Origin of the sequence: Idiomarina sp. OT37-5b (assembly GCF_002968395.1) — a bacterium.
GTDB classification, from domain to species: Bacteria; Pseudomonadota; Gammaproteobacteria; order Enterobacterales; family Alteromonadaceae; genus Idiomarina; species Idiomarina aquatica.
On sequence record NZ_CP027188.1, the window covers coordinates 2,851,437 to 2,875,299 of the forward strand.

A 23,863-nucleotide genomic window follows, 5' to 3' on the forward strand; every position below is an offset into this window, starting at 1 on the left:
CTACTCGTAAATAAAACGTGTTTCGTGTGTTAACACCACGTCGGGATCATTTACGGACTGTACCACAAAATCGAAATCAGAAATTTGCTCTTTTAGCAGACTCGGGGGAACGGCCACGGTGATCGGCAGACTTCCTACCTCACCGGCTTCAACCGTCTTACGCGTATCGCCGATCAGCCGATATTGCTCAAACCCATTGAGAGAAATTTCATAGGTATGGTCTTGCTGCGACTTATTGACGATTTTCAGTGTATAGACGTTTTCTATTTCACCTTGAATGTTTTCACGATACAGCGCATTTCGGTCACGCAGAATATCAACCTCTAACGGAATACGAGTGGCAACGTCGATGACCAGAACCGCGGTTACCGCAAGCATCATAATGAAGTAACCAATGCTCTTCATACGCCAGGGGTTGGTTTTTTCGGATTTCTGTTTAGCGGCGAGGTTACGCTCAGTGGTGAAACGAATCAGCCCTCGAGGATAATTCATTTTATCCATGACGTCGTTACAGGCATCTATACAGGCACCGCAATCAATGCATTCGTATTGCAGGCCGTTGCGTATGTCGATGCCGGTCGGGCAGACCTGAACGCACATATAGCAATCGATGCAGTCACCAAGGCCTTTTTCTTTTGGATCCACTTTGCGCGAGCGAGGTCCTCTTGGCTCACCACGATTGACGTCATAACTGACTGTGTAGGTATCCTTGTCAAACATGGCTGACTGAAAACGTGCATACGGACACATATGGGTGCACATGATTTCCCGCATATAGGCGGCATTGCCGTATGTACAAAACGTAAAGAACAACACACTGAACGTCGCCCAAAACCCGGCTTCCAGGGTAAAAAAGTTAACGAATAGGGCACGAACATCGGTAAAATAACCGACAAATATCATTGACGTTAACAACGCCACAGCAATCCAGCTTAACTGTTTACCGGTCTTGCGCCACAACTTATCAAAATCCATTTTGCGTTGATCTAATTTAATTCGCTTGTTACGCGGGCCTTCAAATTTTTTCTCGAACCACATGAAAATCGCGGTCCAGGTGGTCTGCGGACACATAAAACCGCACCAAACCCGACCCCAGATGGTGGTGACAAAAAACAAGGCTACAGCCGCAACAATGGCAAACAAAGCAACTATGGTGAAGTCCTGAGGCCATAAGGTGAGACCAAAAATTCGGAAACGCTGCTCCATGATATCAAGCAAGATCGCCTGTTCACCCTGATAAGTAATCCAGGGTAGCGCCGCAAAAACCGCTAATAGGATGAAGCCGAAAATACGCCGAAAATACTCCATGCCACCTTTGACATCACGTACATAAATTCGGCTTCTGGGAGAGTAGTCGTTGTTATTCTGAGAGCTTTTCGGACGCTGGATTTTGACCTTATCCGCTGCCTGAACTTTGATTTTCTGTTCCATTGCGCTACCACTTGATATCGGTCATGTATCGCCCAGTATATCTAACATACCGTTGACATGCATCAATTAACTCGCTGACTCGATGATGCAATCTAACAACACATTGGTGCCAGCTTCGACATCGTGCCAGTGAGACCATTCGTCAGGTGCATGACTTACGCCATTCACTGACGGAATAAAAATAAGCCCAGCGTCCGTGATCTGCGCCAGAAACTGCGTATCATGACCTGCACCACTAGGCATTTTCACACAAGATAGCTTACGTGACTTCGCTTTCTTTTCTATGATCTGCGTCAACTTGTCGGAACAAGCCTGCGGTTTCAACCAACTGACCTGTTCGTATTCAAACATCAGTCGGTGTTTTCGCGCGATTGCAGAGAGCGCTTTGCGACACGAATCGGCTAGCTCTTCCATGATCTCGTTGCTCATATCTCGCCCCACAATGGTAAACACAGCTTCTCCTGGAACCGTGTGCGGACTGCCGGGCTTTAAGTCAACTTTACCCACGGTAATGCGAGTTTTATCGGTACCGTCTTCGGCAATGATACGGTCAATCTCGTGCGCGAAGTCTGCCAACCCCATAAACGCGTCACTGCGCATGTTCATGGGTGCCGTGCCAGCATGATCGGCCTTACCTTTTAAGTGAACGATCCACTTGAAGACACCGGATATTCCCTCCACCGCACCAATGCAAATGTCCTCATTAAACAACACCGGTCCTTGTTCGATGTGCAATTCATAGAAAGCTTTTAAACGCTCGGGCGGCCAGGCGGCATCAAGCACATTCATCACATCCAAGCCATGTTCAGCCAGCGCATCTTTTAAATAGACATTATCAGCGTCGTGAGCGGACATCAGCCAGTCCATATTTAAAGCACCGGCTATTGCCTGTGATCCCATCATACCGCCAAAGCGACCTTCTTCCTCGGCCGTTGCAACAACCCATACCGGATGCTCCAACTGCACGTCATGGTCGGTTAACGTGCGCAGTACCTCCAACCCGGACAGTACCCCAAGCGCGCCATCAAAAATCCCCCCGGCCGGTACGGTATCCAAATGTGAGCCCGTCAATACCGCCGGCTTTTTATGATAATCGCCGATGCCAAAAAAGACGTTCCCGGCACCATCCATGTGCGCTTGATAGCCCTCAGCTTTGACGGTATCCAAAAGCCAGTGTCTGGCCTCCATATCCGCCGCGGTAAAGCCCCAACGGTAAACGCCATGGTCTTCCTCGTTATAGCCAATTTGGGAGAGTTCACGAATAGAACGCTTTAAGCGCTCGATATTGATATTCAACATCTTTCCTCCTTTGCTCAGCTTATTAGTAACTGTAGGACATGATGCTGAAATAGAAAGAAAAAAAGCCCGCACAAGGCGGGCTAAAGCGTTGCGAACAGTATGGCTACTGCTCTAGACAGGGGATGGAGCGTGGCGCTCCTGAGGGATTACGACAGTTTGCGCGCAGTCACAGCTGCGTTAAGTACCGCCGCCAACTTAATACTGGATTGAATCGCCTGAGCCGACACCTCGTGTTGCAACAGTGTTTTTACGTGCGAATCAATACATAGGCCACAGCCGTTTAACGCTGACACGGCCAGTGAATACAACTCAAAATCGGCTTTCTCAACACCCGGATTAGCCATTGCGTTCATGCGCAGGCCCGCCGGAAGTTTGGTAAATTGCTTGTCGCTGGATAAGTGCAAAAAGCGATAATAAACATTGTTCATTGCCATCAGGGTCGCCGCTAACTTAGCCGCGCTTTTGACGTTATCTTCAATTTTACCTTCGGCTTCTGCCTCGATGGCCGCGATAAGTTCTTCATCGGCAATGCTGTAAGCCAACGAAAGTGCCGTTCCGTAAAATTGATCCGTCGTTAAACCGGATGTATCAACGTTGTTAAACAAGCTTGATAGATTCAGTTTGGTGTCTTTACCGTGGTCACCTAATAGCTGCTTGTAATCTGCAATTGCCATGAACTACTCCTAAATCGTTTCAACAGACACCCGGAGAGAACCAGCCCGGGTGTCACTATGATTAATCCCTATTACAGAGTGTCGCCACCAACAGCGCGGTTGCACGGACACAGTTCATCTGTCTGTAAACCGTCAAGAATGCGCAGAATTTCTGCTGGGTTACGACCAACATTCAAGTTGTTTACCGATACGTGCTGAATGACGTTGTGAGGATCGACAACGAAGGTAGCACGCAGCGCTACGTTTTCTTCTTTGTCGCGGACACCCAGGCCGTCGACCAATGATCCGTTGTCTGCAAACGAGTATTGGTTCAAGCGATCAAGATCCGGGTGCTCACGGCGCCATGCCAGCTTCACGAATTCGTTGTCTGTGCTACCGCCAAGGACCACCGCGTCGCGATCCGCAAACTCTTCGTTCAACTTGGCGAACTCTACAATTTCAGTAGGGCACACGAAGGTGAAATCTTTTGGATAGAAGAAAATGATTTTCCATTTTCCGGCAAAGCTCTCGTTGTTAATCGTTTCAAACGCGCTTTCGCCGTTCTCTTCTGGCATATTGAAACCAGGCTTAGCTGCAACAACGCTGAATTCTGGTAATTTATCACCGACTGTTAACATAGATTTCTCTCCTAACAAGTGTTTTAAAAAATGTGCTGTAACGTTTCGATGAGTATGTTACGCAGAACGTCTTATTGGATAAAACGAATAAAACCTATTATGATAATCGGTAAATCGGATTAAAATTTCGGAGTGCCATCATGGGAAAGTTACCAAGCTTAAAAAACCTCAGTTATTTACTGGCGTTGCACCAGCAACAAAACTTTAACCGCGCAGCGGCCGCTTGTAATGTCAGCCAGTCAACCTTAAGCAGCGGCATTCAGAACCTCGAAGAGCAATTGGGCTGCCAATTGATTGAACGTGACCACAAGTCGTTTTTATTCACGGCCATCGGTGAAGAAATCGTTGAACAGGCGCGCAACATCATCACCTCAACCGAAGAGCTGGTTCATTACGCCAAAGGCCATGGCAATATCCTGGAAGGTCCGGTTCGGCTTGGGATCATTCCTACCATTGCCCCGTTTGTGGTAGGTGCACTCAGCAAGCGTGTGCAACAGAACTATCCGAAATTGTCACTTCAACTGGCCGAAGATACCACCAACAATTTGCTCAATGCCTTGCGCGATGGCGATTTAGACATTCTGCTGTTGGCATTACCGATGGATATCCAGGGCAACCAAAAATGGACACTCGGCCGCGACCCATTTAAGTTGGTTGCTCACAAATCAATCGCGGACAAACTGGGGGAACCGGTTGATTACGACATGCTACCGGACGGCAGTATTTTCCTGCTCGAAAAAGAGCATTGCCTGACCGGTCATGCGGTGTCCGCGTGTCAGTTAACCGACACGGTAAAGGTGAACCCATTTACCGCAACCAGTTTGCACAGCCTCGTGCAGATGGCAGACGCTCGCGGCGGCGCTACCTTCATGTCACAGATGGCCATAGACCACGGTATTTTAGACAATACCGATTTGATTCCGTTGAAACCCAGTGGGCAAGAGGCGTCCCGGGATATCGGTCTGGTCTATCGGGCGACCACCAGCCGCCGCCAGACATTCCGCAAAATTGCGGAAGAGATTGCAACCTTGTTACCAATTAACACCTTGTCTTAAGCAACCTTAACGTCGGCGGGCAGGCGGCAATGGATAACGATCAGCCAGACTGATGCTTTCACCGTCTGGCTTGATCACCCTGGCATGACGACGGGTTAACTGCCGAGGGTCAGTCACACCACAAGAGTGAGCGATGATGTTAACGCCGTATTCCAGGTATTTATGGTAATTCGCGACCCGTTCCGCTTTGTCGGTTGGATCGAGGCCTTTTTGTAACCTTGGATTATCGGTTGTGACACCGGTTGGACAGGTGTTTTTGTTGCACTGCATCGCCTGAATACACCCTAACGAGAACATAAAGCCGCGCGCCGACACCACAAAATCAGCCCCCATCGCAATCGCCCAGGCCACGTCAGCCGGCGAAATCATCTTACCGGAACAAATCACTTTTACTCGTTCTTTAAGGCCTGCTTCGGTTAATTTATCAATTAAAATGGGTAAGCTTTCTGACAGTTTCAAACCAACATAATCCATCAACGGTTGCGGAGCTGCACCGGTTCCGCCGTCGGCACTGTCGAGCGTAATAAAGTCGGGCGCCGACGCTTCGCCTCGCGCCAGGATCGAATCAACCAGTTCGTCAATCCAGCTGGGATCGCCCATCACAAACTTAAAACCTGTCGGCTTACCGGTGATACACCGAACTTTATCGATAAAATCGAGTAATTCTTCGTTGTTACTGATTTCAAGGTGACGGTTGGGACTGATGGCGTCTTTTCCAACTTCAATGCCGCGGATTTGGGCAATTTCCGCATTAACTTTTATACCGGGCAAGATACCGCCTTTGCCGGGCTTTGCCCCCTGGCTGAGTTTAATTTCAAACATCTTCACATTGTCGTGGCGACCCAGTTCAGCCAGGCGCGACTCATCCAGCTTACCGTCTTTGGTGCGGACACCAAATTTAGCCGTGCCCATTTGGAAAACAATGTCGCAGTGTCCGGAAAGATGATACGGAGACAGTCCACCTTCACCGGTATTCAACCAGCACCCGGCCTTGGCAGCTCCGTTAGACAAAGCTTTGACCGCAACCGGTGACAACGCGCCGTAACTCATTCCGGAAATGTGGAAATAGGACCGTGGATAATAGGGCGTCGAACAATAGGGACCGATTTCAACCGGTTCCGGTTTTACCGCCTGTTCAGCGAGCGGCGGGTAGGGGGCGTTACTGAAAATGATCGTTCCGGTGCGGGTTAAGTCACGGGTAGAACCAAAAGCAACGTTACGGTCGGCATTTTTTGCGGCTCGATATACCCAGCTTCGTTGCGCCCGGTTAAAGGGCATTTCTTCACGATCCATCGCGAAGAAATACTGCCGCATAAACTCACCCATGCGTTCAAAAATATACCGAAACCGTCCGACCACAGGATAATTGCGGCGAATGGTATGTCGTACCTGTATTTTATCAACCACGTACATCACACCAATACTGATCAGCAGAACGATCAGTAACAGCACAAAAGCCGCTGCCATCCACTGCCCGAAAATGAGCAATGAATTACTGTTAAACCATGTCGATGTCATTAATTCGCCGTCTGTTGCGCTTGTTTCAATTGTTCAGCAATGGCTTTGGCGTTCATTGCTCTCAATGTTTTTTGCTCTGCCGTGCGCATATCGATTGTTTTGCCGGTATGTTGCTCGATCATTTTTTGCGCTTGCTGATAGGTAAGAGGTCCCTCGTTACGCAGAGCATAAACGCCATCGTCTTCGCCATCAACGGCGCCCGAGTTGGGCAAATAAATCGTACCGTTATGGAAATCCACCGCAAAAGCGACTAAGCCCGGGATCACAAACAATAGCAACCCTACGCCGTTCATCGCCGCCACGCCGGGATCAATACGGCCATCGGTCTGACCTTTACGTTCCGGGTACAGTAGCGTCCCACAGGCCGATAAATGTGAAATTAGACCAACACCCACTAGCGCTTTTACAATACCTTTTATTTTCATGATGTTACGCTCTCTCTTTATTAAGTGACTGACTCTTATTAACGGTGATAACCCCAAACAGATCAAGTCGGCACTCATCAAAATACGTATTTTTACCGTATACTGCTTTGACACAGTAAACGAACAGCAAGAGGAAATACTATGCAAACCAGTAAATTGGCTCTGGTTGTTGCCGTTTCATTAGGACTTAGCGCAACCGTCGCTGCTGATGAATACACAACCGAACGACATACGGTCGAGATGACCACCTTAACAGAAAACTTATCGCACCCCTGGGGTATGACATTTTTACCTGACGGCAGTATGTTGGTGACGGAACGAGACGGCATCCTTAATCATATTTCCGCCGACGGCTCTGAGCGTACTAAAATTAAAGGCACTCCAGAGGTGGTTGCGCGCAGTCAGGGCGGGCTACTGGACGTCAATATCGATCCGGATTTCAGCAACAACGGCTGGATTTACATCAGTTACTCAGAGCCGAATCAAAGCGGTGGTGAGGGTAACAGTACCGCCGTTATGCGCGGTAAACTTGATGGCGATCAGTGGGTCGACGGCGAAGTCATTTTCCGACAGGCACCTAAGTATGAAAGCGGCGCCCATTTTGGCTCACGTTTAGTGTTTTCACCTGAGGGGCACCTGTTTATTACGTTAGGTGACCGTTACTCTCGTATGGAAGATGCGCAAACACTGGATAATCATCACGGTAAAATTGTCCGCATCTGGCCCGATGGCAGTGTTCCTGAAGATAACCCCTTCGTTGGCGATGACGACGCGCTGGACGAAATCTGGTCTTATGGTCATCGTAACGTCCAGGGTGCCGCTATCCATCCGGACACCGGCGAACTATGGACGATTGAACATGGTCCACAGGGCGGTGACGAAGTTAACATTCCGAAAGCCGGTAAGAACTATGGCTGGCCAACCATCACTTACGGCGAAGATTACGGCGGCGGTGAAATTGGTATTGGTACGCACAAAGAGGGTATGGAGCAACCTTATTATTATTGGCTGCCATCGATTGCGACTGCTGGTTCAATCTTCTACACCGGCGATCAGTTTAAGCATTGGCAGGGGGATCTGTTAGTTACCGCTCTGCGCGGACAAATGATTGCCCGGTTGGATCTTGAAGAGGGTCGCATGATTCATGAAGAACGTCTGTTCGACGGCGATATTGATTTTCGCATTCGGGATATCGAACAGGGACCTGACGGCATGTTGTACATCCTCAGCGACGAAGACAATGGTCGTTTAATCAAACTTTCACCCGCAGCAGACTGAGTTATGATGAAGTATCGAACGTTACTGGGGTTGCCATTTATGGCAGCCCCATTTTGTTACGCACAACAAACAGCCCCCGAGAAAATTGATGAACATGTTGTCGTTACGGCGACGCAAAGCCAACAGTCCTGGCTGACCAGCCCAGCCAGTGTGACTCGGGTAGACACCACTCAACAGCTACCGTCGCTCAACATCGATGCTGGCGATATGCTCGAGGGCATTCCCGGCATTCAAGCCGACAGTCGCTATAACTATGCACAGGATACTCGGCTGGTAATACGGGGGTTCGGAGCCCGCGCGGCTTTCGGCGTACGTGGCCTACAACTGAATATTGATGGCATTCCGTTATCGATGCCCGACGGTCAGGCACAAACCTCAAGCATTATGCTGGATGATATTGCCAGCATTGAAGTGCTAAGAGGGCCATTAGCCGTACTCTACGGTAACGCCGGTGGCGGTGTTGTCGAATGGCAAAGCCAAGCGCCGATGAGTAGCCAGATAGCGTTGAGTACACAACAATCAGCAGACAACCTGCAACGTTACGGTGCCGATCTTCAATACGCCGGCGAGCAACATCAGTTAAAACTGATGGCAACCGACTTCACAACCGATGGTCCGCGGCCACATAACCGCGCAGAACGCCAACAGCAGGCCTTGCGCTGGTACATGACACTGAGCGATAACCAGCAGTTGGTGCTGCGCTATGACAATAATTATGCACCGCTGTTGCAGGACCCTAGCGCGTTAACCCCGGCTGACTGGCGCGCTGACCCTACGCAAACGGTACAACGCGCTATCGATTTTGATACCCGGAAACGTATCCATCATCGGCAAGGCTCTTTAAGCTGGCGCTATGAAACCGATCACCAAAATTATCGTCTCTCGGCCTGGCAGGGCGATCGCGATATTGTCCAGTTTTTACCGTTTTCTGGTGCTGATTTAACCAGCTCTGGCGCGGTTATCGATTTGTCGCGACAATTTGAGGGACTGCATGCCTTCGCTCAATGGCAACTCAGCGAACAACTTGATATCAGCGGCGGTTGGATGCATGAAAGCCAGCAAGATCATCGTTTTGGTTTGGTTAATGATAATGGCAGCCGTGGCGAACTGCGGCGCGATGAGTTCAACCACATAGACAGTCAAAGCTTTTATTTACGCTCTGACTGGCAGCTTGCCGACAATTGGCAGGTAAATGCAGGCATTCGCTATAACGAGCTCGATTATCGGGTTATGGACTACTACATTAGCCCGGCAAACCCCGATGACAGCGGCGGCAAAACCTTTGATGAGCTATCCGCTGCCGCAGCAGTCACATGGCAACTGTCCGAAACCATCAGCAGCTACCTGAGTTATGGTGAAGGCTTCGAAACACCAACCCTGACTGAGTTGGCTTATCGCAACCAGGGCAGTGGTCTTAACACAGAGCTAATGCCCTCCACCAACAAACAATTGGAAGCCGGACTAAAAGCGTATATCGCCGAAAACTGGCGCTTAGGCCTGTCTGTCTTTGATATCCGCAGTGACAACGAAATTCTTGTGGATCAGTCCAATGATGGCCGTACAACTTATCGTAACGCTGCCAAAACCGCTCGCGAAGGTCTCGAACTTTCACTGCAGGGGTCACTGATCAATGACAGACTTGACGCATGGGTATCATACACTCATCTGTCTGCAACGTTCGAAGCCGGCGAGTTAACGGGTAATCAATTACCTGGTGTCGCGAAAAATCAATGGTACGGCAGAATCAATTATGCACTGCCACAGCAATGGCAAGTGCAAGTGTCAGCTCGTTATCGGGATTCGGCCTACAGCTCGGACAATAATCAAGTCAAGGCGCCAAGTTATACCTTATTTGATGCCGCCGTCAGAAAGTCCTGGCAGTGGGGAGAGCATCAACTCGAGGGTTGGTTATTGTTGGATAATATTACCGATAAGGCCTACGTCGGTTCGGTGGTCGTCAATCAAGGCAGTGGCCGCTCTTTTGAGCCTGGTATCGGCCGTCAGCTCAGCGTCGGCCTAGAGTGGAGCCGACGCTTTTAACAGCTAACGATTGAGAGCGATGGGTTAAACCATCGCTCTTAGTACGTCCAGAAGGCGTTCCGCGGTTTGCTCTGACGAAGCCGGGTTTTGACCGGTGATTAACATACCGTCCTGCACCGCATAAGCTTGCCAATCATCGACTTTGCGATAATGCCCGCCTTTCTCACCGAGCGCATCCTCTAACAGGAACGGCACCACCGAGGTTAACCCAACCGCCTCTTCTTCAGAGTTACTAAAACCTGTCACCGTTCGACCCTGAACGATCGGGTCTCCGGCCGGCGTTTTCGCGTTGAGCAACACCGCTGGCGCATGACAAACGGCTGCAACCGGCTTGCCTTTGCTCCAAAACTGTTCAATTAAGTGAATCGAATGCTCATCATTGGTCAGATCCCAAAGCGGTCCATGTCCACCGGGATAAAAAATGGCATCAAAATCGTCAACATTGATTTCATCCAACTTACAACTGGTTGCAAGTTTTTGCTGCGCGCTCTCATCGTTATCGAAACGACGCGTTGCCTCAGTCTGCGCATCTTCAGCAGCGCTGTTTGGATCAATCGGAGGCTGCCCACCTTTTGGCGACGCAATGGTGACTTCCGCGCCAGCGTCGGTAAAGACATAATAAGGGGCTGCAAACTCTTCAACCCAAAAGCCCGTTTTGTTGCCGGTATCACCAAGCTCATCGTGTGAGGTTAGTACCATTAAAATCTTCACTACACTCTCCTTAACTCACGTGTTATCTGTGCTCTGGATACGTTCTTAGCGCTCGCTTTGATCACCCTGGTCATCAAGCCAGCGGTATAGCGTTCGCCGAGTAATACCCAATATATCTGCTGCTTTCGACTTATTGCCCTCGACGTGTTGCATCACCCGTTTGATGTAGTCCTCCTGCAACTGATGCAAGGTGGGCCACTCATTTTTCAAACTGCCCTGATCTGGGCCACTGTATTCAAGAATCCGTTTGGGTAAGTCATCACAGTGGATGGTGTCATCCGCACTGAACGCCATCGCTCGTTCTATCGCATTCTGCAACTCGCGAACATTACCCGGGAACGGGTATCGGTAGAGTGCCTCCAACGCATCGCTATCAATATCCTTGATACGTTGCTCATTCTGAAGCTCATTAATGAAGTGACGCACCAACCGCTCGATATCTTCCCCGCGCTCGCGCAATGCCGGTACGTAAAGCGAGAAGGTCTCCAAGCGGTAAAAAAGATCCTGCCGAAAGCTGCCTTGTTCGACGTTTTGTTCGAGATTTTGATGCGTTGCCGCCAGAATTCGCACATCAACGCGCTCTTCCTTATCACTCCCCACAGCACGCAGCGTACCCTCCTGCAAAACTCTGAGTAATTTAGCTTGCAGCGCCATCGGCATTTCACCAATTTCGTCCAGTAGCAGCGTACCACCATCCGCTTGCTTCAATAGTCCGCTGCGTTTTCCTTTCGCACCCGTAAAGGCGCCGGCCTCATGACCAAAGAACTCGCTTTCCATCAAGTCGGCCGGGATACCGGCACAGTTAACCGCCTGAAACGACTTATCCCGTCGCTCGCTGAGCTGATGAATCGCTCGCGCCACCAGCTCTTTCCCGGTACCGCTCTCGCCCAAAATCAGCACGCTGCCATCCACCGCTGCAATTTGCTCGATTTGGGTGTAAAGCTTTCGCATCGCCGGACTTTGCCCAATCATTCCGGCGGGGCCGGTCTGCTGGGTTTTAAAGCGGTTCAGTTCTTGTTTTAAACTGCGGTGCTCAAGGATTCGTTGCACGCTCAGCAACAAGTGTTCTACGTCCAGCGGTTTAGTCAGAAAGTCTGCGGCCCCCTGTTTCAGTGCATCAACCGCCTGATCAACCGTGCCAAACGCGGTGATCAACAACACCGCGGGTGGATTATTCTGTTGCTGTAACGTTTGCAACAGCGACATGCCCGAGGTTCCCGGTAGACGAATGTCACTTACCACCACATCCGGCTGCCCCTCCTGGCTGAGATAGTCTTCGACACTGCCATGATGCGTTACACGGTAGCCCTCTGCCTCAAGCTCTTCGACCAGCAACTCATTCAGTGCCGGATCATCCTCAATAACCGCTACCCAGGCCTTATTCATACTCATACCCTTTACTCCTTACTTGCTGGCAGACGCAACCGTACACAGCAGCCACCATGCTCCGCATTTTCCAGAGTCATCGACCCGTGATGATCGGTCATCACGTGGCTGACAATGGTTAACCCCAGACCGGTACCTTTGCCTTGCGGCTTGGTACTGTTAAAGGGTTGTGCGGCGGTGTTTTTCATGGCGTCGTCGATCCCGGGCCCATCATCGCAAACACAGATTTCTACCGTATCACCACCCCGTAACGACACCACAATTTCTGACTTCGCTGCCTGTAGGGCGTTTCTCAATACATTGATCAGCGCCAGCTCAAAGCGCTTATCGTCGACATTAATCAACGACGAAACCTGGCCATCAACGCGTATTTTTATCGGGTCATCATCGCGCTCATAACCAATACTTTGAATGGCTCTGGCGAGCAATTGTTGTACCTCGCAAGGCTTACGCTCAGCAACCGGGGTGCGAGAGAACGCTAATAATTGATTAACCAGCCCGGTCAGCCGTTGGACTTGTCCGCGGACAGCATCCAACTGACGTATCTCTTCGCTGTTGGTGTTGTTTTTTAATAATCGCTTGGCGCGCGCATCAATCACCGTCAACGGCGCACCAAGCTCATGCGCAACACCGCTGGCGACACTGCCGATTGCCGCCATTTTTTCTTGCTCACGAAGCGCTTGTTGCAACTTTTCTTCCTGTTGGCGACGCTGCTTTAATTCCTGCTCCGCACGGTCGATACTGTCCAGCATGCGGTTCAAGCCGTCACTGATTTCAGCGATCTCACTTGGGCCCTGAGGCGTTACACGAATATCGCGATCACCCTCAGCCACGCGTCGCATGGCATTTTTTAATTCCACAACGTGGCGGCCAACGCCGCGATAATGACCAAAAATAAGCACCGCAATGGTAACTAATGCAAACGCCGCCCAGCTAAACCAGGCCACCTTACTCAGTTGCGCAAATCGTTCATCAAAATCGCTGGCCTTTCGATTGATCTGCAGTAAGCCGATGATACGTCCGCCACGGTCAATGATTGGCATAAACTGGGAGAACACGTCTTGCCCTTCGACACGTCGGTAATCGTCTTGTGTGACACCGGTTTCTACCGTTTGCTGGGCGAGAAAGCTGTTAGACAGATCCGTTTCGGTAATACCGGCTTCCGCAACCTGATTGCCTTCTACATTATAAACCGAGGCACCGTAGACTCGACCAATTGAGAACACCGAGTCTAAGTTAGCCTGCACCGCAGGTAAGTCATTGGTTAATAAAGCATCACTTATCGGTAAGCTAATGGCACGACCCAACAGTTCCAAATCCGCTTTTAATCGCTGTTCTTCTTGTTGCGCCATTAGCTGCAAACCAAAACTGATTGCGACACCGGATATCACGATCATCGGAACGACAACATAAAGCAGTAGTCGTTTCTGCAAACTCGACAGGTTTAAACTGTATCTTTTTGTCATTCATGCTCCTCCAACTGTATCAAAACGATACAGGTTTTCACCCGACGCTGCTCTACAAATCATTCAATTTAATGTTTTTCATTAATAATCAATGATTTGCAAAACTGGCACGGTCTTCGCTTTAGGTACAGTGAGCAAATTTAGTTCCAGACAACACTTAGGAGTCTATTATGAAAAAGACATTAATCGCATTAGCAACCGTTATGGCCTTTGGTTCAACAGCCGCTATCGCTCAACAACAAGGGCAAGCAGCTCAACAAATGGCTCAGCAGCAAGCTCAACAGAAAATTACTGAAGGCATGCTGGTCAAGTTTGTAACAGCGATGGAAGACGTACAAGCCGTTACTGAAAAGTATCGCGAAAAATTCCAAAACGCTGAGAACCAGGAGGAAGCTCGTACTATTCAGCAGTCTGCACAGGAAGAAATGATTGCGGCCGTTGAAGACGCTGGCTTAACACCTCAAGAGTACAACCAAATCATTCAGCAAGCGCAAAACGACGAAGAGTTGCGTAACCGTTTGCAGGAAATGACTGGTGAAGACTCGTAATTCATCACCGGCAGAAACGTAAAAAGGCGGCGACTTAAGCCGCCTTTTTTGATCATATGTCCTACGCTTTACGTAACCCCCAATACAAATGATTCAATACGCAAGGAGAGAGCGACGTGAAAGCATCGGATCTGATGGTTAAAGCGCTTGAAAACGAAGGCGTAGAATATATTTTTGGCATTCCGGGTGAGGAGAACCTCGATTTACTGGAGTCACTGTCAAAATCATCGATTAAACTGATTATTACGCGGCATGAACAAGGCGCTGGCTTCATGGCAGCAACCTATGGCCGGCTTACCGGTAAACCTGGAGTTTGTCTGTCGACCTTAGGTCCGGGCGCAACGAATTTAGTTACCCCGGTCGCCTATGCACAGCTGGGAGCCATGCCCATGGTCGTGATAACGGGGCAGAAACCGATAAAAGAACGCCAGCAAGGCCAGTTTCAAATCATCGATGTGGTCGACATGATGACCCCGATCACCAAATATACCCAGCCCATCATCAGCGCGAAAAGCATACCGGCACATGTCCGAGAAGCGTTCCGCCGCGCCGAGGAAGAACGTCCAGGTGCGGCCCACCTTGAATTGTCAGACGATGTCGCCAGTGAAGACGTTGACGCGAACCCCATTGAACCCAGCTTCTCGCGCCGTCCAATTCCTGAATATAAAGCGGTAACGCATGTGCTAAACCTGTTGCAAGAAGCAAAACACCCGTTATTGCTGATCGGTGCAGCAGCCAATCGCAAAATTACCGCTAAGATGCTACGCGCCTTTGTCGACAAAACCGGAATTCCGTTCGTTACCACACAAATGGGCAAAGGCGTCATCAACGAGGATCATCCCCGTTGGCTGGGTAACGCGGCGGTTTCCGACGGTGATTACCCACACCGCGCCATTGAGCAAGCCGATCTTATCTTAAATGTCGGCCACGACGTGGTTGAAAAGCCACCCTTTATGATGCGCGCCGACTCGAGCCAACGAAAAGTTGTTCACATCAATTTTCAGAGTGCTCAGGTTGATTCGGTTTACTTCCCTCACGCCAGCATGATTGGTGACATTGGTAACAGCATTTGGCAACTCAAAGAAGGTATCGAACCTCAGCCTCATTGGGACTTTGATTTTATGCTGAAGGTAAGAGATCACATGCGTGATCACACCGATGAAGGTGCCAATGATGACCGCTTTCCGATGTTGCCGCAGCGGCTGGTTGAGGAAGTCCGTGATGTGATGCCTGACGATGGCATTATCGCGCTGGACAACGGCATCTATAAAATCTGGTTTGCGCGAAACTATCCTGCCCGCGAGCCCAATACAGTATTACTCGACAATGCATTAGCCTCGATGGGAGCCGGTTTACCATCGGCAATGGCCGCGAAATTGGTGTTCCCGGACAGAAAAGTCGTCGCCATCTGCGGCGATGGTGGCTTTATGATGAACTCGCAGGAACTCGAAACCGCCGTCCGCTTGAATCAGGATCTGGTGGTTCTGCTGCTTAATGACAGCGCCTACGGCATGATTAAGTGGAAACAGCAAGATATGGGGTTAAGCGATTTCGGTCTGGACTTTAATAATCCCGATTTTATTAAGTACGCCGAAGCCTACGGTGCCAGCGGCTACCGCCTCAACAGCACGCACGAACTACAGCCGCTTATGAAAAAATGCATGGAGCAGGGCGGGGTTCATTTAATCGATGTGCCCGTCGACTACTCCATGAATAATAAACTGCTCAATCAAGAGATACCGCATAATGCGGCGCAGCTTACTCGATAACCGTAGGTTTAATTTCAGGGTGAGTATCGGCAAACAGTGGGTAGTCGTTAAGTTTATCGACGAATTCCTGCAATTGCGGATACTCGCTCAAAACCAAACGGTTTCTAAAGGCTGCCCAGCTTAAATAGCAGCCTAAACGCAGCTCGCCATCACTGAAAGGATGAGGACCTTCGTACGCCACCGCGTGTTCTTTGCTTTCCATTAAGGCAAGAATATCGTCTACGCGGCTCTGCTGGCGCTGCATATACGCATTGTTGTCCGGCGTCACACCTTGCTGCTCCAGCAAGAACAAGTTTATCGACGCGTCCAATGCGGTATTCACCAGGCAATACTGATCATAGTCTTTGACATCGGCAAAGTAGCGCTCTCCGGCTTTTTCCCGAACGTACTTCAAAATACTGCTGGAATCGTGAAAACGGAGTTCTTTATGGTGCAAAAAAGGGACTTTCTTCGCCGGATTCAGTTTCGCACTCATGTCATGATCGGTTTCGGTAAACGAAAACTCCGTTTTGGTCTCAGCTAACGCAATTCGAATGTGCCGAACATAAGGTGAGGTATAACTGCCGAATAATTCCATAGCCAATCTCCGCTTTAAAACATAACCGAATTAATTATCCCGACAATTCTCGTCTGGATACTCCAGTTCAATTGTCGTGTGCGCAAGCTTATAAGGCGCAAGCGTTTCTGAAATCAGAGCCTTTAAGCGCGCGCGTTGCTCACTGCTTAACTCTCTTGATACCACAATATGCGCCGTTAATACATGACGTTCACCATCTAATGACCAGAAATGTAAATGATGCGCGTCGGCAACATCGTTCAGGCTAACCAGTTTCTGCTTGATATCCGCGTATATCTGGGGACTTGGTGACGCCTGCACAAATAATTTGATGGTAGCCACCAGTGACCGTAAAACATTAATCAAAATGAACAGCGTAAATACAATCGACAACAACGGGTCTAAAATAGGCCAGTCGACAAACATCAAAATAATCGCCACGATCAGTACAGCGACCCAACCGAGCACATCCTCTAACAAGTGCCAGTTGAGCACCCGCTCATTCAGCGTCTGTCCCTTGCTCAGCTTAAAGGCGGCAAACCCATTAACGGCGACACCAAAAACGGCTAACAATGCCATTCCTTCCGCCTGAGGCATCACCGGGTCCCATAGTCTCGGTATAGCGGTATACAAAACCCAGGCGGAGCCCGTGATAAGAACCACAGCATTAATAAACGCACCCACTAATGACATTCGTTGATAGCCATAAGTAAAGGTGTGGGATGCCTGTTTGCCGCTGATTTTATTTAGCAGCCATGCCATTCCGATGGAAAGACTGTCGCCCAAATCGTGGACCGCATCAGCCAGAATTGCAGTGCTGTTGGTGAGCACGCCACCAATAAACTCAATAATCGTAAAAAACAGATTTAGAAAAAATGCCCAGCCAATTCGCTCAGATGCACTGTCATGATGGTGGTGGTGGTGATGGTGTTGGTGAGCCATAGAGAAACTCCAAGATAGTCAACTTTGTTGACAAAAAAAGGGCCATACGGCCCTTTTTCTACTCCACAGTAACCGATTTTGCCAGGTTACGAGGCTGGTCAACATCGGTACCCTTTATGATTGCAACGTAATACGAAAGCAACTGCAATGGGATGGTGTACACAATGGGAGCCACAATCTCGTCACAGTGACAGACGTTAAGAACATTCAATGTCTCATCGCTCTTAAAGCGCGCGTTCTTATCGGCAAAGACGTACATCAAACCACCGCGGGCACGCACTTCTTCGACATTGGATTTCAGCTTTTCGAGCAGTTCGTTGTTCGGTGCAACCACGATCACCGGCATTTCTTCATCAATCAGCGCCAGTGGCCCGTGCTTTAATTCACCCGCAGCGTAGGCTTCGGCGTGAATGTAAGAAATTTCTTTTAGCTTAAGCGCACCTTCCATCGCAATCGGGTACTGATTGCCACGCCCCAAGAACAGGCTATGTTCTTTGTTCGCAAAGTCGGGCGCCAATGCTTCAATATCGTCAGCCAGCGCAACGGCTTCTTCCAGTTTGGCCGGCAGTGCCTGCAGCGCTTTCACAATGGCTGCCTGTTGTTGCTCCGACATGCCACGGTATTTACCCAGCGCCACTGTCAGCATCAACAAGCCCGTTAATTGGGTAGTAAAAGCTTTGGTTGATGCAACGCCGATTTCGGCACCAGCGCGGGTCATGAAGGCAAGGTCAGATTCACGCACCATGGATGAGGTGGCGACGTTACAGATGGTTAAGCTGCCTTTGTAACCCAGCTCTTTTGAGAGTCGTAATGCCGCCAACGTGTCTGCGGTTTCACCGCTTTGCGAGATGGTGACCAATAAGCTGTTTGGGTGAACATAGGATTTGCGGTAACGAAATTCTGATGCGATTTCGACACTGCATGAAACGTTAGCCAAAGACTCGAGCCAATAGCGTGCCACCATACCTGCATGATAGCTGGTACCACAGGCAATGATTTGTACGTGTTCAACCGTTTTAAACAACTCCGCCGCGCCTTTACCAAAGGCATCATCGAGAACCGTTTCGCTCGACAACCGGCCTTCCAGCGCATTACGCACGGCGATTGGCTGCTCGTGAATTTCTTTCAGCATAAAGTGACGATACTGGCCTTTGCCGCCGGCATCATAGGTGCTGTCGGATTCAACCACTTTGCGTTCGATGCGCTGGTCGTTTTCATCAAAAATGGTAACGCTGGTGCGAGTGATGTCAGCAACATCACCTTCTTCCAGGTAAATGAATTTACGTGTAACCGGTAATAGCGCCAGCTGATCAGACGCAACGAAGTTTTCGCCAATGCCGAGTCCGATAACCAACGGGCTGCCAGAACGGGCGACCACCAGCCGCTCGGGATCTTTGGTGTCCATCACCACAGTTCCGTAAGCACCTTCAAGCTGGCGCACAGCGGCCTTTACGGCAGCCAACAGGTCTGGCTGTTGCTTACGTTCGTGGTGAATCAAGTGAGCGATAACTTCGGTATCGGTCTGGCTATTAAACTGATAACCCAACGTCTGCAACTGCTCGCGTAGTGATTCATGGTTTTCGATAATGCCGTTATGAACTACGGCAATTTCACCCTCAGACAGGTGAGGGTGTGCATTGGCTTCGGTTACACCGCCGTGCGTTGCCCAGCGCGTGTGCGCAATACCAATGGTTCCATCCAATGGATTAGCTTCTATCGCGTCAACCAACTCTTGTACTTTTCCGGTACGACGTGTGCTTTGTAAATGCTGGTCGTTATCAATAACCGCAACACCGGCTGAGTCATAGCCGCGATACTCCAAGCGCTTGAGTCCTTCAAGCAAAATACCACTTACGCGACGTTCTGAGGTCGCTCCCACAATACCGCACATAGTTTAACTTCCTTTTTTCTGAGGGCGTTGCCAGCCACTGATATTACGTTGTTTGCCTCGGGCTACCGCTAGTTCGTCAGCACCCACTTCTCGGGTAATCACGGAGCCCGCCCCAACGGTTGCATTATCACCAATTTTTACTGGCGCCACTAATGAGCTGTTTGAGCCAATAAACGCGCCATTACCGATTTCGGTCAGGGACTTATTAACGCCGTCATAGTTACAGGTAATCGTGCCTGCACCAATATTGGCAAATTCACCAACCTGAGTGTCACCAAGGTAGGTCAGGTGACTTGCCTTGGAGCCTTTACCCAGGCGACTCTTTTTCATTTCGACAAAGTTGCCCACTTGCGCTTCATCAGCTAACTCCGCGCCGGGACGAAGCCGAGCAAACGGCCCGACTTTACAGTTCGATGCAACGCGGGCGCCTTCAATATGACTGTTGGCCCGAATAAGGGTTCCGTCACCGATTTCTGCGTCTTTGATCACACAATTGGGTTCAATAATAACGCCATTGCCAAGCTTAACCGTACCTTCAAAGACCGCATTCACGTCAATTACCACATCCGAACCAACACTCAGTTCGCCCCGGCAATCGAAGCGGGCCGGGTCAATCAAGGTCGCACCTGCGGTCATCACCTGTTCTGCCATGCGCCATTGGAACGCACGTTCTAGTGCGGCCAACTGCTGGCGGTTATTGGCACCTTCAACCTCGGTCGTGTCATCCGGTTGCGCTGAGGCAATGGTAATGCCTTGTTCTGCCGCCATCGCAACAACGTCGGTCAGGTAATATTCCTGTTGTGCATTATCATTACTGAGGTCCTTTAGCCATTGTTTTAAATGGGCACCGGAAGCAACCATAATACCGGTATTCACTTCGTTAATGCGCAGTTGATCTAAGGTTGCGTCTTTTTGCTCGACAATGCCCTGAATTTTTTCATCGTCATCGCGAATAATACGACCGTAGCCCATCGGATTATTCAGGTACATGGTTAATAATCCCAACTCGCTCTCTGCACTCGCGTCGAGTAAACGCTGTACCGTCGACTGGGTCAATAAAGGCACATCCCCATAAAGAATTAACACGTTTTCGTCGTCTTGCAGGTGTGGTAATACTTGCTGTACGGCATGTCCCGTACCGAGTTGCTGCGCCTGCTCAACCCAATTCAGGTCATCACCGCTGATGGCAGCTTTCAGCGCGTCACCGCCATGACCATAAATCAGATCAATGGCGTTAGGACGAAGTGAGCGAGCGCAATCGATCACATGCTGAACCATGGCTTTATTGGCGACTTTATGCAGTACTTTGGGTAGATTAGAACGCATCCGTGTTCCTTTACCTGCCGCCAGTATGACAACGCGTAATTTCATGGGGGTATGTCCTTATTTTCTTGTGTTCATCAATTACACTAGTTTACAGACAAAAAAGGCCCTGTTGTAGAGACAACAAGGCCTTTTCTTATTTTTAACAAGACTAGCGTTTTAGCTTGCGGATAACTTCCAGCTGAGCCAATGCACGCGACAATTCAGCAATCGCTTCAGCATAGGTTACATCAGCACTTTGATCAGCAATGGCTTCCTCTGCACGTTTACGCGCAGATTCTGCTTCTTGCTCATCCAGGTCATCACCACGTACTGCAATATCGGCAAGTACGATAACTTGACCCGGCTGGACTTCCAATACACCACCGGCAACGTACATGAGTTCCTCGTCGCCTGCTTCGCTAACGTAACGAACCATTCCCGGTTTGATTTTCGTTAGCAGTGGCGCGTGTCCCGGATAAATACCGAGTTCACCTTCGCTACCGGAAACCTGAACGGTTTGCACAGCGCCGGAGAACAGTTTCTCTTCGGCGCTAACCACTTCCAGGTTCAATGTACTTGTGGCCATTTAAACCTCCAGGTTGGTTACAGGTTTTTGGCTTTTTCTACCGCTTCTTCGATGCTACCAACCATATAGAAGGCTTGTTCTGGCAGGTCATCATACTCACCTTCCAAAATGCCTTTAAAGCCAGCGATAGTATCTTTCAACGAAACGTATTTACCTGGCGAGCCAGTGAATACTTCCGCAACGAAGAACGGCTGTGACAAGAAGCGCTGGATCTTACGAGCACGGGCAACAGTCCGCTTGTCTTCTTCAGACAGCTCGTCCATACCCAGGATCGCGATGATGTCTTTCAGCTCTTTATAACGCTGAAGCACTTCCTGAACACCCATAGCCGTGTTGTAGTGCTCTTCACCAATAACCAGAGGGTCCAACTGACGTGACGTTGAATCCAATGGGTCAACCGCAGGGTAGATACCCAGTGATGCGATATCACGGTTCAATACAACCGTTGCATCCAAGTGCGCAAAGGTTGTTGCTGGTGATGGGTCAGTCAAGTCATCGGCAGGAACGTAAACGGCCTGTACGGATGTGATTGAACCCGTTTTGGTTGAGGTGATACGTTCTTGCAGTACACCCATTTCTTCAGCCAATGTCGGCTGATAACCTACCGCTGAAGGCATACGGCCTAACAGGGCTGATACCTCAGTACCGGCCAGTGTATAACGGTAAATGTTATCCACGAAGAACAGCACGTCACGACCTTCGTCACGGAATTTTTCCGCGATGGTCAAACCGGTCAATGCAACACGCAGACGGTTGCCCGGTGGCTCGTTCATCTGACCGTAAACCAACGATACTTTATCCAGTACGTTAGAGTCGTTCATTTCGTGATAGAAGTCGTTACCCTCACGAGTACGCTCACCAACACCAGCGAATACTGAGTAACCGCTGTGCTCGATTGCGATGTTACGGATAAGCTCCATCATGTTTACGGTTTTACCAACACCGGCACCACCGAACAAACCAACTTTACCACCTTTAGCAAACGGGCAAATCAAGTCGATAACCTTGATACCAGTTTCCAGTAGCTCGTTAGTGTTTGACTGATCTTCGTAGCTAGGCGCTGCACGGTGAATCGACATACGCTCTTCTTCACCGATAGGGCCTGCTTCATCGATAGGCTGACCTAATACGTTCATGATACGGCCCAGGGTCTTTTTACCCACTGGAACCATGATTGGCTCGCCGGTGTTCTCAGCGACGATGCCACGACGCAAACCGTCAGTTGTACCCATCGCGATGGTACGTACGATACCACCACCAAGTTGCTGCTGAACTTCCAGCACCAAATCTTTCAGGTCACCTTCGGTCACTTTCAGTGCGTCGTATACTTTTGGCACAGAGTCTTGTGGAAACTCAAAGTCCACAACCGCGCCGATGATCTGTACGACCTTACCTTGACTCATGACTAATCCTCTAACTCTTCAATTCTGTTAACCGTTGCCGCGTTATACCGCTTCGGCGCCGGACACGATTTCCGAAATTTCTTGCGTGATTGCCGCCTGACGCGCCTTATTGTATTGCAGCTGAAGTTTATCAATCAGCTCTTCGGCGTTATCCGTTGCAGCCTTCATAGCAATCATCCGAGCGGCTTGCTCACTGGCAAAGTTATCAACGACACCTTGGTACACCTGCATCTCTACGAAGCGGCGAATCAATGTATCGAGAATGCTCTCGGGGTTCGGCTCATACAGGTAATCCCAGCTACCTGCCTGTACTTCTTCGTCCGATTCTGATTGCGGCAATGGCAACAATTGATGAATGGTCGGCGATTGGGTCATTGTGTTCACAAATTTGTTAAACACAACGTAAAGACGATCGATTTTGCCTTCTTCGAAAGCATCCAACATGACTTGAACCGAACCGGTAATTTCTTTCAGTTCTGGTTTATCACCCATGCCCGATACTTGCGCCTGCAACTTGCCTCCAAAACGTTTGAAGAAGCCGGTTGCTTTACTACCAATGGCAGCAAAATCCGATTCGACACCTTGTTCTTTCCACTCGTTAGCGTGCTTAACGACAGCTTTGAACTCGTTTGCGTTCAAGCCACCACACAAACCGCGGTCGGTAGAAATAACAATGTACCCAACGCGTTTAACTTGTCGCTCTTCCATAAACGGATGACGATATTCCAAGTTACCGCGCGCCACATGACCAATCACCTTGCGAATGGTTTCAGCATACGGACGGTTACCTTCCATCCGTTCCTGCGCCTTTTTCATTTTAGACGCAGCAACCATTTCCATAGCACTGGTGATCTTCTGAGTATTACCGATACTCGAGATCTGAGTTTTTATCTCTTTACCGCTGGCCATGACGATTCTCCTGTTAACTCAACGACAAATGGCCGCTTGCGCGGCCAACTGCGA

Annotated in this window: 21 protein-coding genes; 5 read left to right on the forward strand and 16 right to left on the reverse strand. The window is 49.7% G+C overall.

What is annotated here, in order from left to right; genetic code table 11:
• The 4 genes from ccoG to C5610_RS13365 form a co-directional block, all read right to left on the reverse strand.
• Positions 1 to 1,431 carry a cytochrome c oxidase accessory protein CcoG gene (gene ccoG / locus C5610_RS13350; protein ID WP_105307604.1) on the reverse strand — a complete coding sequence of 477 codons (1,431 nt, stop codon included), beginning with the start codon at positions 1,429 to 1,431 and terminating at the stop codon, positions 1 to 3.
• Positions 1,432 to 1,497: 66 nt separating this feature from the next.
• Positions 1,498 to 2,730 carry a Zn-dependent hydrolase gene (locus C5610_RS13355; RefSeq protein WP_105307605.1) on the reverse strand — a complete coding sequence of 411 codons (1,233 nt, stop codon included), beginning with the start codon at positions 2,728 to 2,730 and terminating at the stop codon, positions 1,498 to 1,500.
• 146 nt (positions 2,731 to 2,876) lie between these two features.
• The gene (locus C5610_RS13360; protein WP_105307606.1) at positions 2,877 to 3,404 is read right to left on the reverse strand and encodes a carboxymuconolactone decarboxylase family protein; all 528 of its coding nucleotides are present in this window, start codon (positions 3,402 to 3,404) and stop codon (positions 2,877 to 2,879) included.
• A gap of 71 nt (positions 3,405 to 3,475) precedes the next feature.
• Entirely contained in the window at positions 3,476 to 4,021 is a 546-nt protein-coding gene (locus C5610_RS13365; RefSeq protein WP_105307607.1) for a peroxiredoxin, read from the reverse strand.
• Positions 4,022 to 4,161: 140 nt separating this feature from the next.
• Between C5610_RS13365 and C5610_RS13370 the strand changes: the two genes are divergently transcribed.
• Positions 4,162 to 5,076 (forward strand): hydrogen peroxide-inducible genes activator, encoded by a 915-nt coding sequence (locus tag C5610_RS13370; protein WP_105307608.1) that lies wholly within the window; start codon positions 4,162 to 4,164, stop codon positions 5,074 to 5,076.
• A gap of 6 nt (positions 5,077 to 5,082) precedes the next feature.
• Here C5610_RS13370 and C5610_RS13375 read toward each other — a convergent pair whose 3' ends face one another.
• Both C5610_RS13375 and C5610_RS13380 read right to left on the reverse strand, forming a co-directional pair.
• Positions 5,083 to 6,594, reverse strand: coding sequence for an FMN-binding glutamate synthase family protein (locus C5610_RS13375; RefSeq protein ID WP_105307609.1), 1,512 nt, complete (start codon positions 6,592 to 6,594; stop codon positions 5,083 to 5,085).
• On the reverse strand, positions 6,594 to 7,019 hold the full coding sequence (locus C5610_RS13380; RefSeq protein ID WP_105307610.1) for a hypothetical protein: 426 nt from the start codon (positions 7,017 to 7,019) through the stop codon (positions 6,594 to 6,596). Before C5610_RS13380 ends, C5610_RS13375 begins: the two co-directional genes overlap by 1 nt.
• A gap of 141 nt (positions 7,020 to 7,160) precedes the next feature.
• Here C5610_RS13380 and C5610_RS13385 point away from each other — a divergent pair, with 141 nt between their 5' ends.
• Positions 7,161 to 8,297, forward strand: a complete 1,137-nt coding sequence (locus C5610_RS13385; RefSeq protein WP_105307611.1) for a PQQ-dependent sugar dehydrogenase — start codon at positions 7,161 to 7,163, stop codon at positions 8,295 to 8,297.
• Between the two features lie 3 nt (positions 8,298 to 8,300).
• Positions 8,301 to 10,337: a TonB-dependent receptor family protein gene (locus C5610_RS13390; RefSeq protein WP_262339900.1), complete on the forward strand. Its 2,037-nt coding sequence runs from the start codon at positions 8,301 to 8,303 to the stop codon at positions 10,335 to 10,337.
• Positions 10,338 to 10,361: 24 nt separating this feature from the next.
• Here C5610_RS13390 and C5610_RS13395 read toward each other — a convergent pair whose 3' ends face one another.
• From C5610_RS13395 to C5610_RS13405, 3 genes are read right to left on the reverse strand one after another with little or no spacing between them, the layout of a single operon-like run.
• Positions 10,362 to 11,048: a type 1 glutamine amidotransferase domain-containing protein gene (locus C5610_RS13395; protein ID WP_105307612.1), complete on the reverse strand. Its 687-nt coding sequence runs from the start codon at positions 11,046 to 11,048 to the stop codon at positions 10,362 to 10,364.
• A 45-nt stretch (positions 11,049 to 11,093) separates the two neighbouring features.
• The gene (locus C5610_RS13400; RefSeq protein WP_105307613.1) at positions 11,094 to 12,440 is read right to left on the reverse strand and encodes a sigma-54-dependent transcriptional regulator; all 1,347 of its coding nucleotides are present in this window, start codon (positions 12,438 to 12,440) and stop codon (positions 11,094 to 11,096) included.
• A gap of 5 nt (positions 12,441 to 12,445) precedes the next feature.
• Positions 12,446 to 13,900, reverse strand: coding sequence for an ATP-binding protein (locus tag C5610_RS13405; RefSeq protein ID WP_105307614.1), 1,455 nt, complete (start codon positions 13,898 to 13,900; stop codon positions 12,446 to 12,448).
• A gap of 170 nt (positions 13,901 to 14,070) precedes the next feature.
• On the opposite strand from C5610_RS13405, the gene C5610_RS13410 reads away from it, so the two are divergent.
• Complete coding sequence (locus tag C5610_RS13410; RefSeq protein WP_105307615.1) at positions 14,071 to 14,448, forward strand: DUF4168 domain-containing protein; 378 nt, start codon at positions 14,071 to 14,073, stop codon at positions 14,446 to 14,448.
• A gap of 116 nt (positions 14,449 to 14,564) precedes the next feature.
• Positions 14,565 to 16,217 carry an acetolactate synthase large subunit gene (locus C5610_RS13415; RefSeq protein WP_105307616.1) on the forward strand — a complete coding sequence of 551 codons (1,653 nt, stop codon included), beginning with the start codon at positions 14,565 to 14,567 and terminating at the stop codon, positions 16,215 to 16,217.
• Here the strand turns inward: C5610_RS13415 and C5610_RS13420 are convergent.
• From C5610_RS13420 to atpG, 7 genes are all read right to left on the reverse strand, one after another.
• On the reverse strand, positions 16,207 to 16,794 hold the full coding sequence (locus C5610_RS13420; protein ID WP_105307617.1) for a glutathione S-transferase family protein: 588 nt from the start codon (positions 16,792 to 16,794) through the stop codon (positions 16,207 to 16,209). The genes C5610_RS13415 and C5610_RS13420 overlap by 11 nt on opposite strands.
• Positions 16,795 to 16,824: 30 nt before the next feature.
• A complete protein-coding gene (locus tag C5610_RS13425; protein WP_105307618.1) occupies positions 16,825 to 17,715 on the reverse strand; it encodes a cation diffusion facilitator family transporter in 891 nt (296 codons plus the stop codon).
• Between the two features lie 58 nt (positions 17,716 to 17,773).
• Positions 17,774 to 19,606: a glutamine--fructose-6-phosphate transaminase (isomerizing) gene (gene glmS, locus C5610_RS13430; RefSeq protein ID WP_105307619.1), complete on the reverse strand. Its 1,833-nt coding sequence runs from the start codon at positions 19,604 to 19,606 to the stop codon at positions 17,774 to 17,776.
• Between the two features lie 3 nt (positions 19,607 to 19,609).
• Entirely contained in the window at positions 19,610 to 20,977 is a 1,368-nt protein-coding gene (glmU, locus tag C5610_RS13435) for a bifunctional UDP-N-acetylglucosamine diphosphorylase/glucosamine-1-phosphate N-acetyltransferase GlmU (RefSeq protein WP_105307620.1), read from the reverse strand.
• 103 nt (positions 20,978 to 21,080) lie between these two features.
• A complete protein-coding gene (locus C5610_RS13440) occupies positions 21,081 to 21,497 on the reverse strand; it encodes a F0F1 ATP synthase subunit epsilon (protein ID WP_105307621.1) in 417 nt (138 codons plus the stop codon).
• A gap of 17 nt (positions 21,498 to 21,514) precedes the next feature.
• Positions 21,515 to 22,900 (reverse strand): F0F1 ATP synthase subunit beta, encoded by a 1,386-nt coding sequence (gene atpD, locus C5610_RS13445; protein ID WP_105307622.1) that lies wholly within the window; start codon positions 22,898 to 22,900, stop codon positions 21,515 to 21,517.
• A gap of 42 nt (positions 22,901 to 22,942) precedes the next feature.
• Positions 22,943 to 23,809 carry a F0F1 ATP synthase subunit gamma gene (gene atpG, locus C5610_RS13450; RefSeq protein ID WP_105307623.1) on the reverse strand — a complete coding sequence of 289 codons (867 nt, stop codon included), beginning with the start codon at positions 23,807 to 23,809 and terminating at the stop codon, positions 22,943 to 22,945.
• Positions 23,810 to 23,863: the final 54 nt, after the last annotated feature.

What these genes read in the sequence shown, in the direction of transcription:
- ccoG (WP_105307604.1), bottom strand. Translation starts at nt 1,431, where the DNA reads ATGGAACAGAAAATCAAAGTTCAGGCAGCGGATAAGGTCAAAATCCAG.
- C5610_RS13355 (WP_105307605.1), bottom strand. Translation starts at nt 2,730, where the DNA reads ATGTTGAATATCAATATCGAGCGCTTAAAGCGTTCTATTCGTGAACTC.
- C5610_RS13360 (WP_105307606.1), bottom strand. Translation starts at nt 3,404, where the DNA reads ATGGCAATTGCAGATTACAAGCAGCTATTAGGTGACCACGGTAAAGAC.
- C5610_RS13365 (WP_105307607.1), bottom strand. Translation starts at nt 4,021, where the DNA reads ATGTTAACAGTCGGTGATAAATTACCAGAATTCAGCGTTGTTGCAGCT.
- C5610_RS13370 (WP_105307608.1), top strand. Translation starts at nt 4,162, where the DNA reads ATGGGAAAGTTACCAAGCTTAAAAAACCTCAGTTATTTACTGGCGTTG.
- C5610_RS13375 (WP_105307609.1), bottom strand. Translation starts at nt 6,594, where the DNA reads ATGACATCGACATGGTTTAACAGTAATTCATTGCTCATTTTCGGGCAG.
- C5610_RS13380 (WP_105307610.1), bottom strand. Translation starts at nt 7,019, where the DNA reads ATGAAAATAAAAGGTATTGTAAAAGCGCTAGTGGGTGTTGGTCTAATT.
- C5610_RS13385 (WP_105307611.1), top strand. Translation starts at nt 7,161, where the DNA reads ATGCAAACCAGTAAATTGGCTCTGGTTGTTGCCGTTTCATTAGGACTT.
- C5610_RS13390 (WP_262339900.1), top strand. Translation starts at nt 8,301, where the DNA reads ATGATGAAGTATCGAACGTTACTGGGGTTGCCATTTATGGCAGCCCCA.
- C5610_RS13400 (WP_105307613.1), bottom strand. Translation starts at nt 12,440, where the DNA reads ATGAGTATGAATAAGGCCTGGGTAGCGGTTATTGAGGATGATCCGGCA.
- C5610_RS13405 (WP_105307614.1), bottom strand. Translation starts at nt 13,900, where the DNA reads ATGACAAAAAGATACAGTTTAAACCTGTCGAGTTTGCAGAAACGACTA.
- C5610_RS13410 (WP_105307615.1), top strand. Translation starts at nt 14,071, where the DNA reads ATGAAAAAGACATTAATCGCATTAGCAACCGTTATGGCCTTTGGTTCA.
- C5610_RS13420 (WP_105307617.1), bottom strand. Translation starts at nt 16,794, where the DNA reads ATGGAATTATTCGGCAGTTATACCTCACCTTATGTTCGGCACATTCGA.
- C5610_RS13425 (WP_105307618.1), bottom strand. Translation starts at nt 17,715, where the DNA reads ATGGCTCACCAACACCATCACCACCACCACCATCATGACAGTGCATCT.
- glmS (WP_105307619.1), bottom strand. Translation starts at nt 19,606, where the DNA reads ATGTGCGGTATTGTGGGAGCGACCTCAGAACGTCGCGTAAGTGGTATT.
- glmU (WP_105307620.1), bottom strand. Translation starts at nt 20,977, where the DNA reads ATGAAATTACGCGTTGTCATACTGGCGGCAGGTAAAGGAACACGGATG.
- C5610_RS13440 (WP_105307621.1), bottom strand. Translation starts at nt 21,497, where the DNA reads ATGGCCACAAGTACATTGAACCTGGAAGTGGTTAGCGCCGAAGAGAAA.
- atpD (WP_105307622.1), bottom strand. Translation starts at nt 22,900, where the DNA reads ATGAGTCAAGGTAAGGTCGTACAGATCATCGGCGCGGTTGTGGACTTT.
- atpG (WP_105307623.1), bottom strand. Translation starts at nt 23,809, where the DNA reads ATGGCCAGCGGTAAAGAGATAAAAACTCAGATCTCGAGTATCGGTAAT.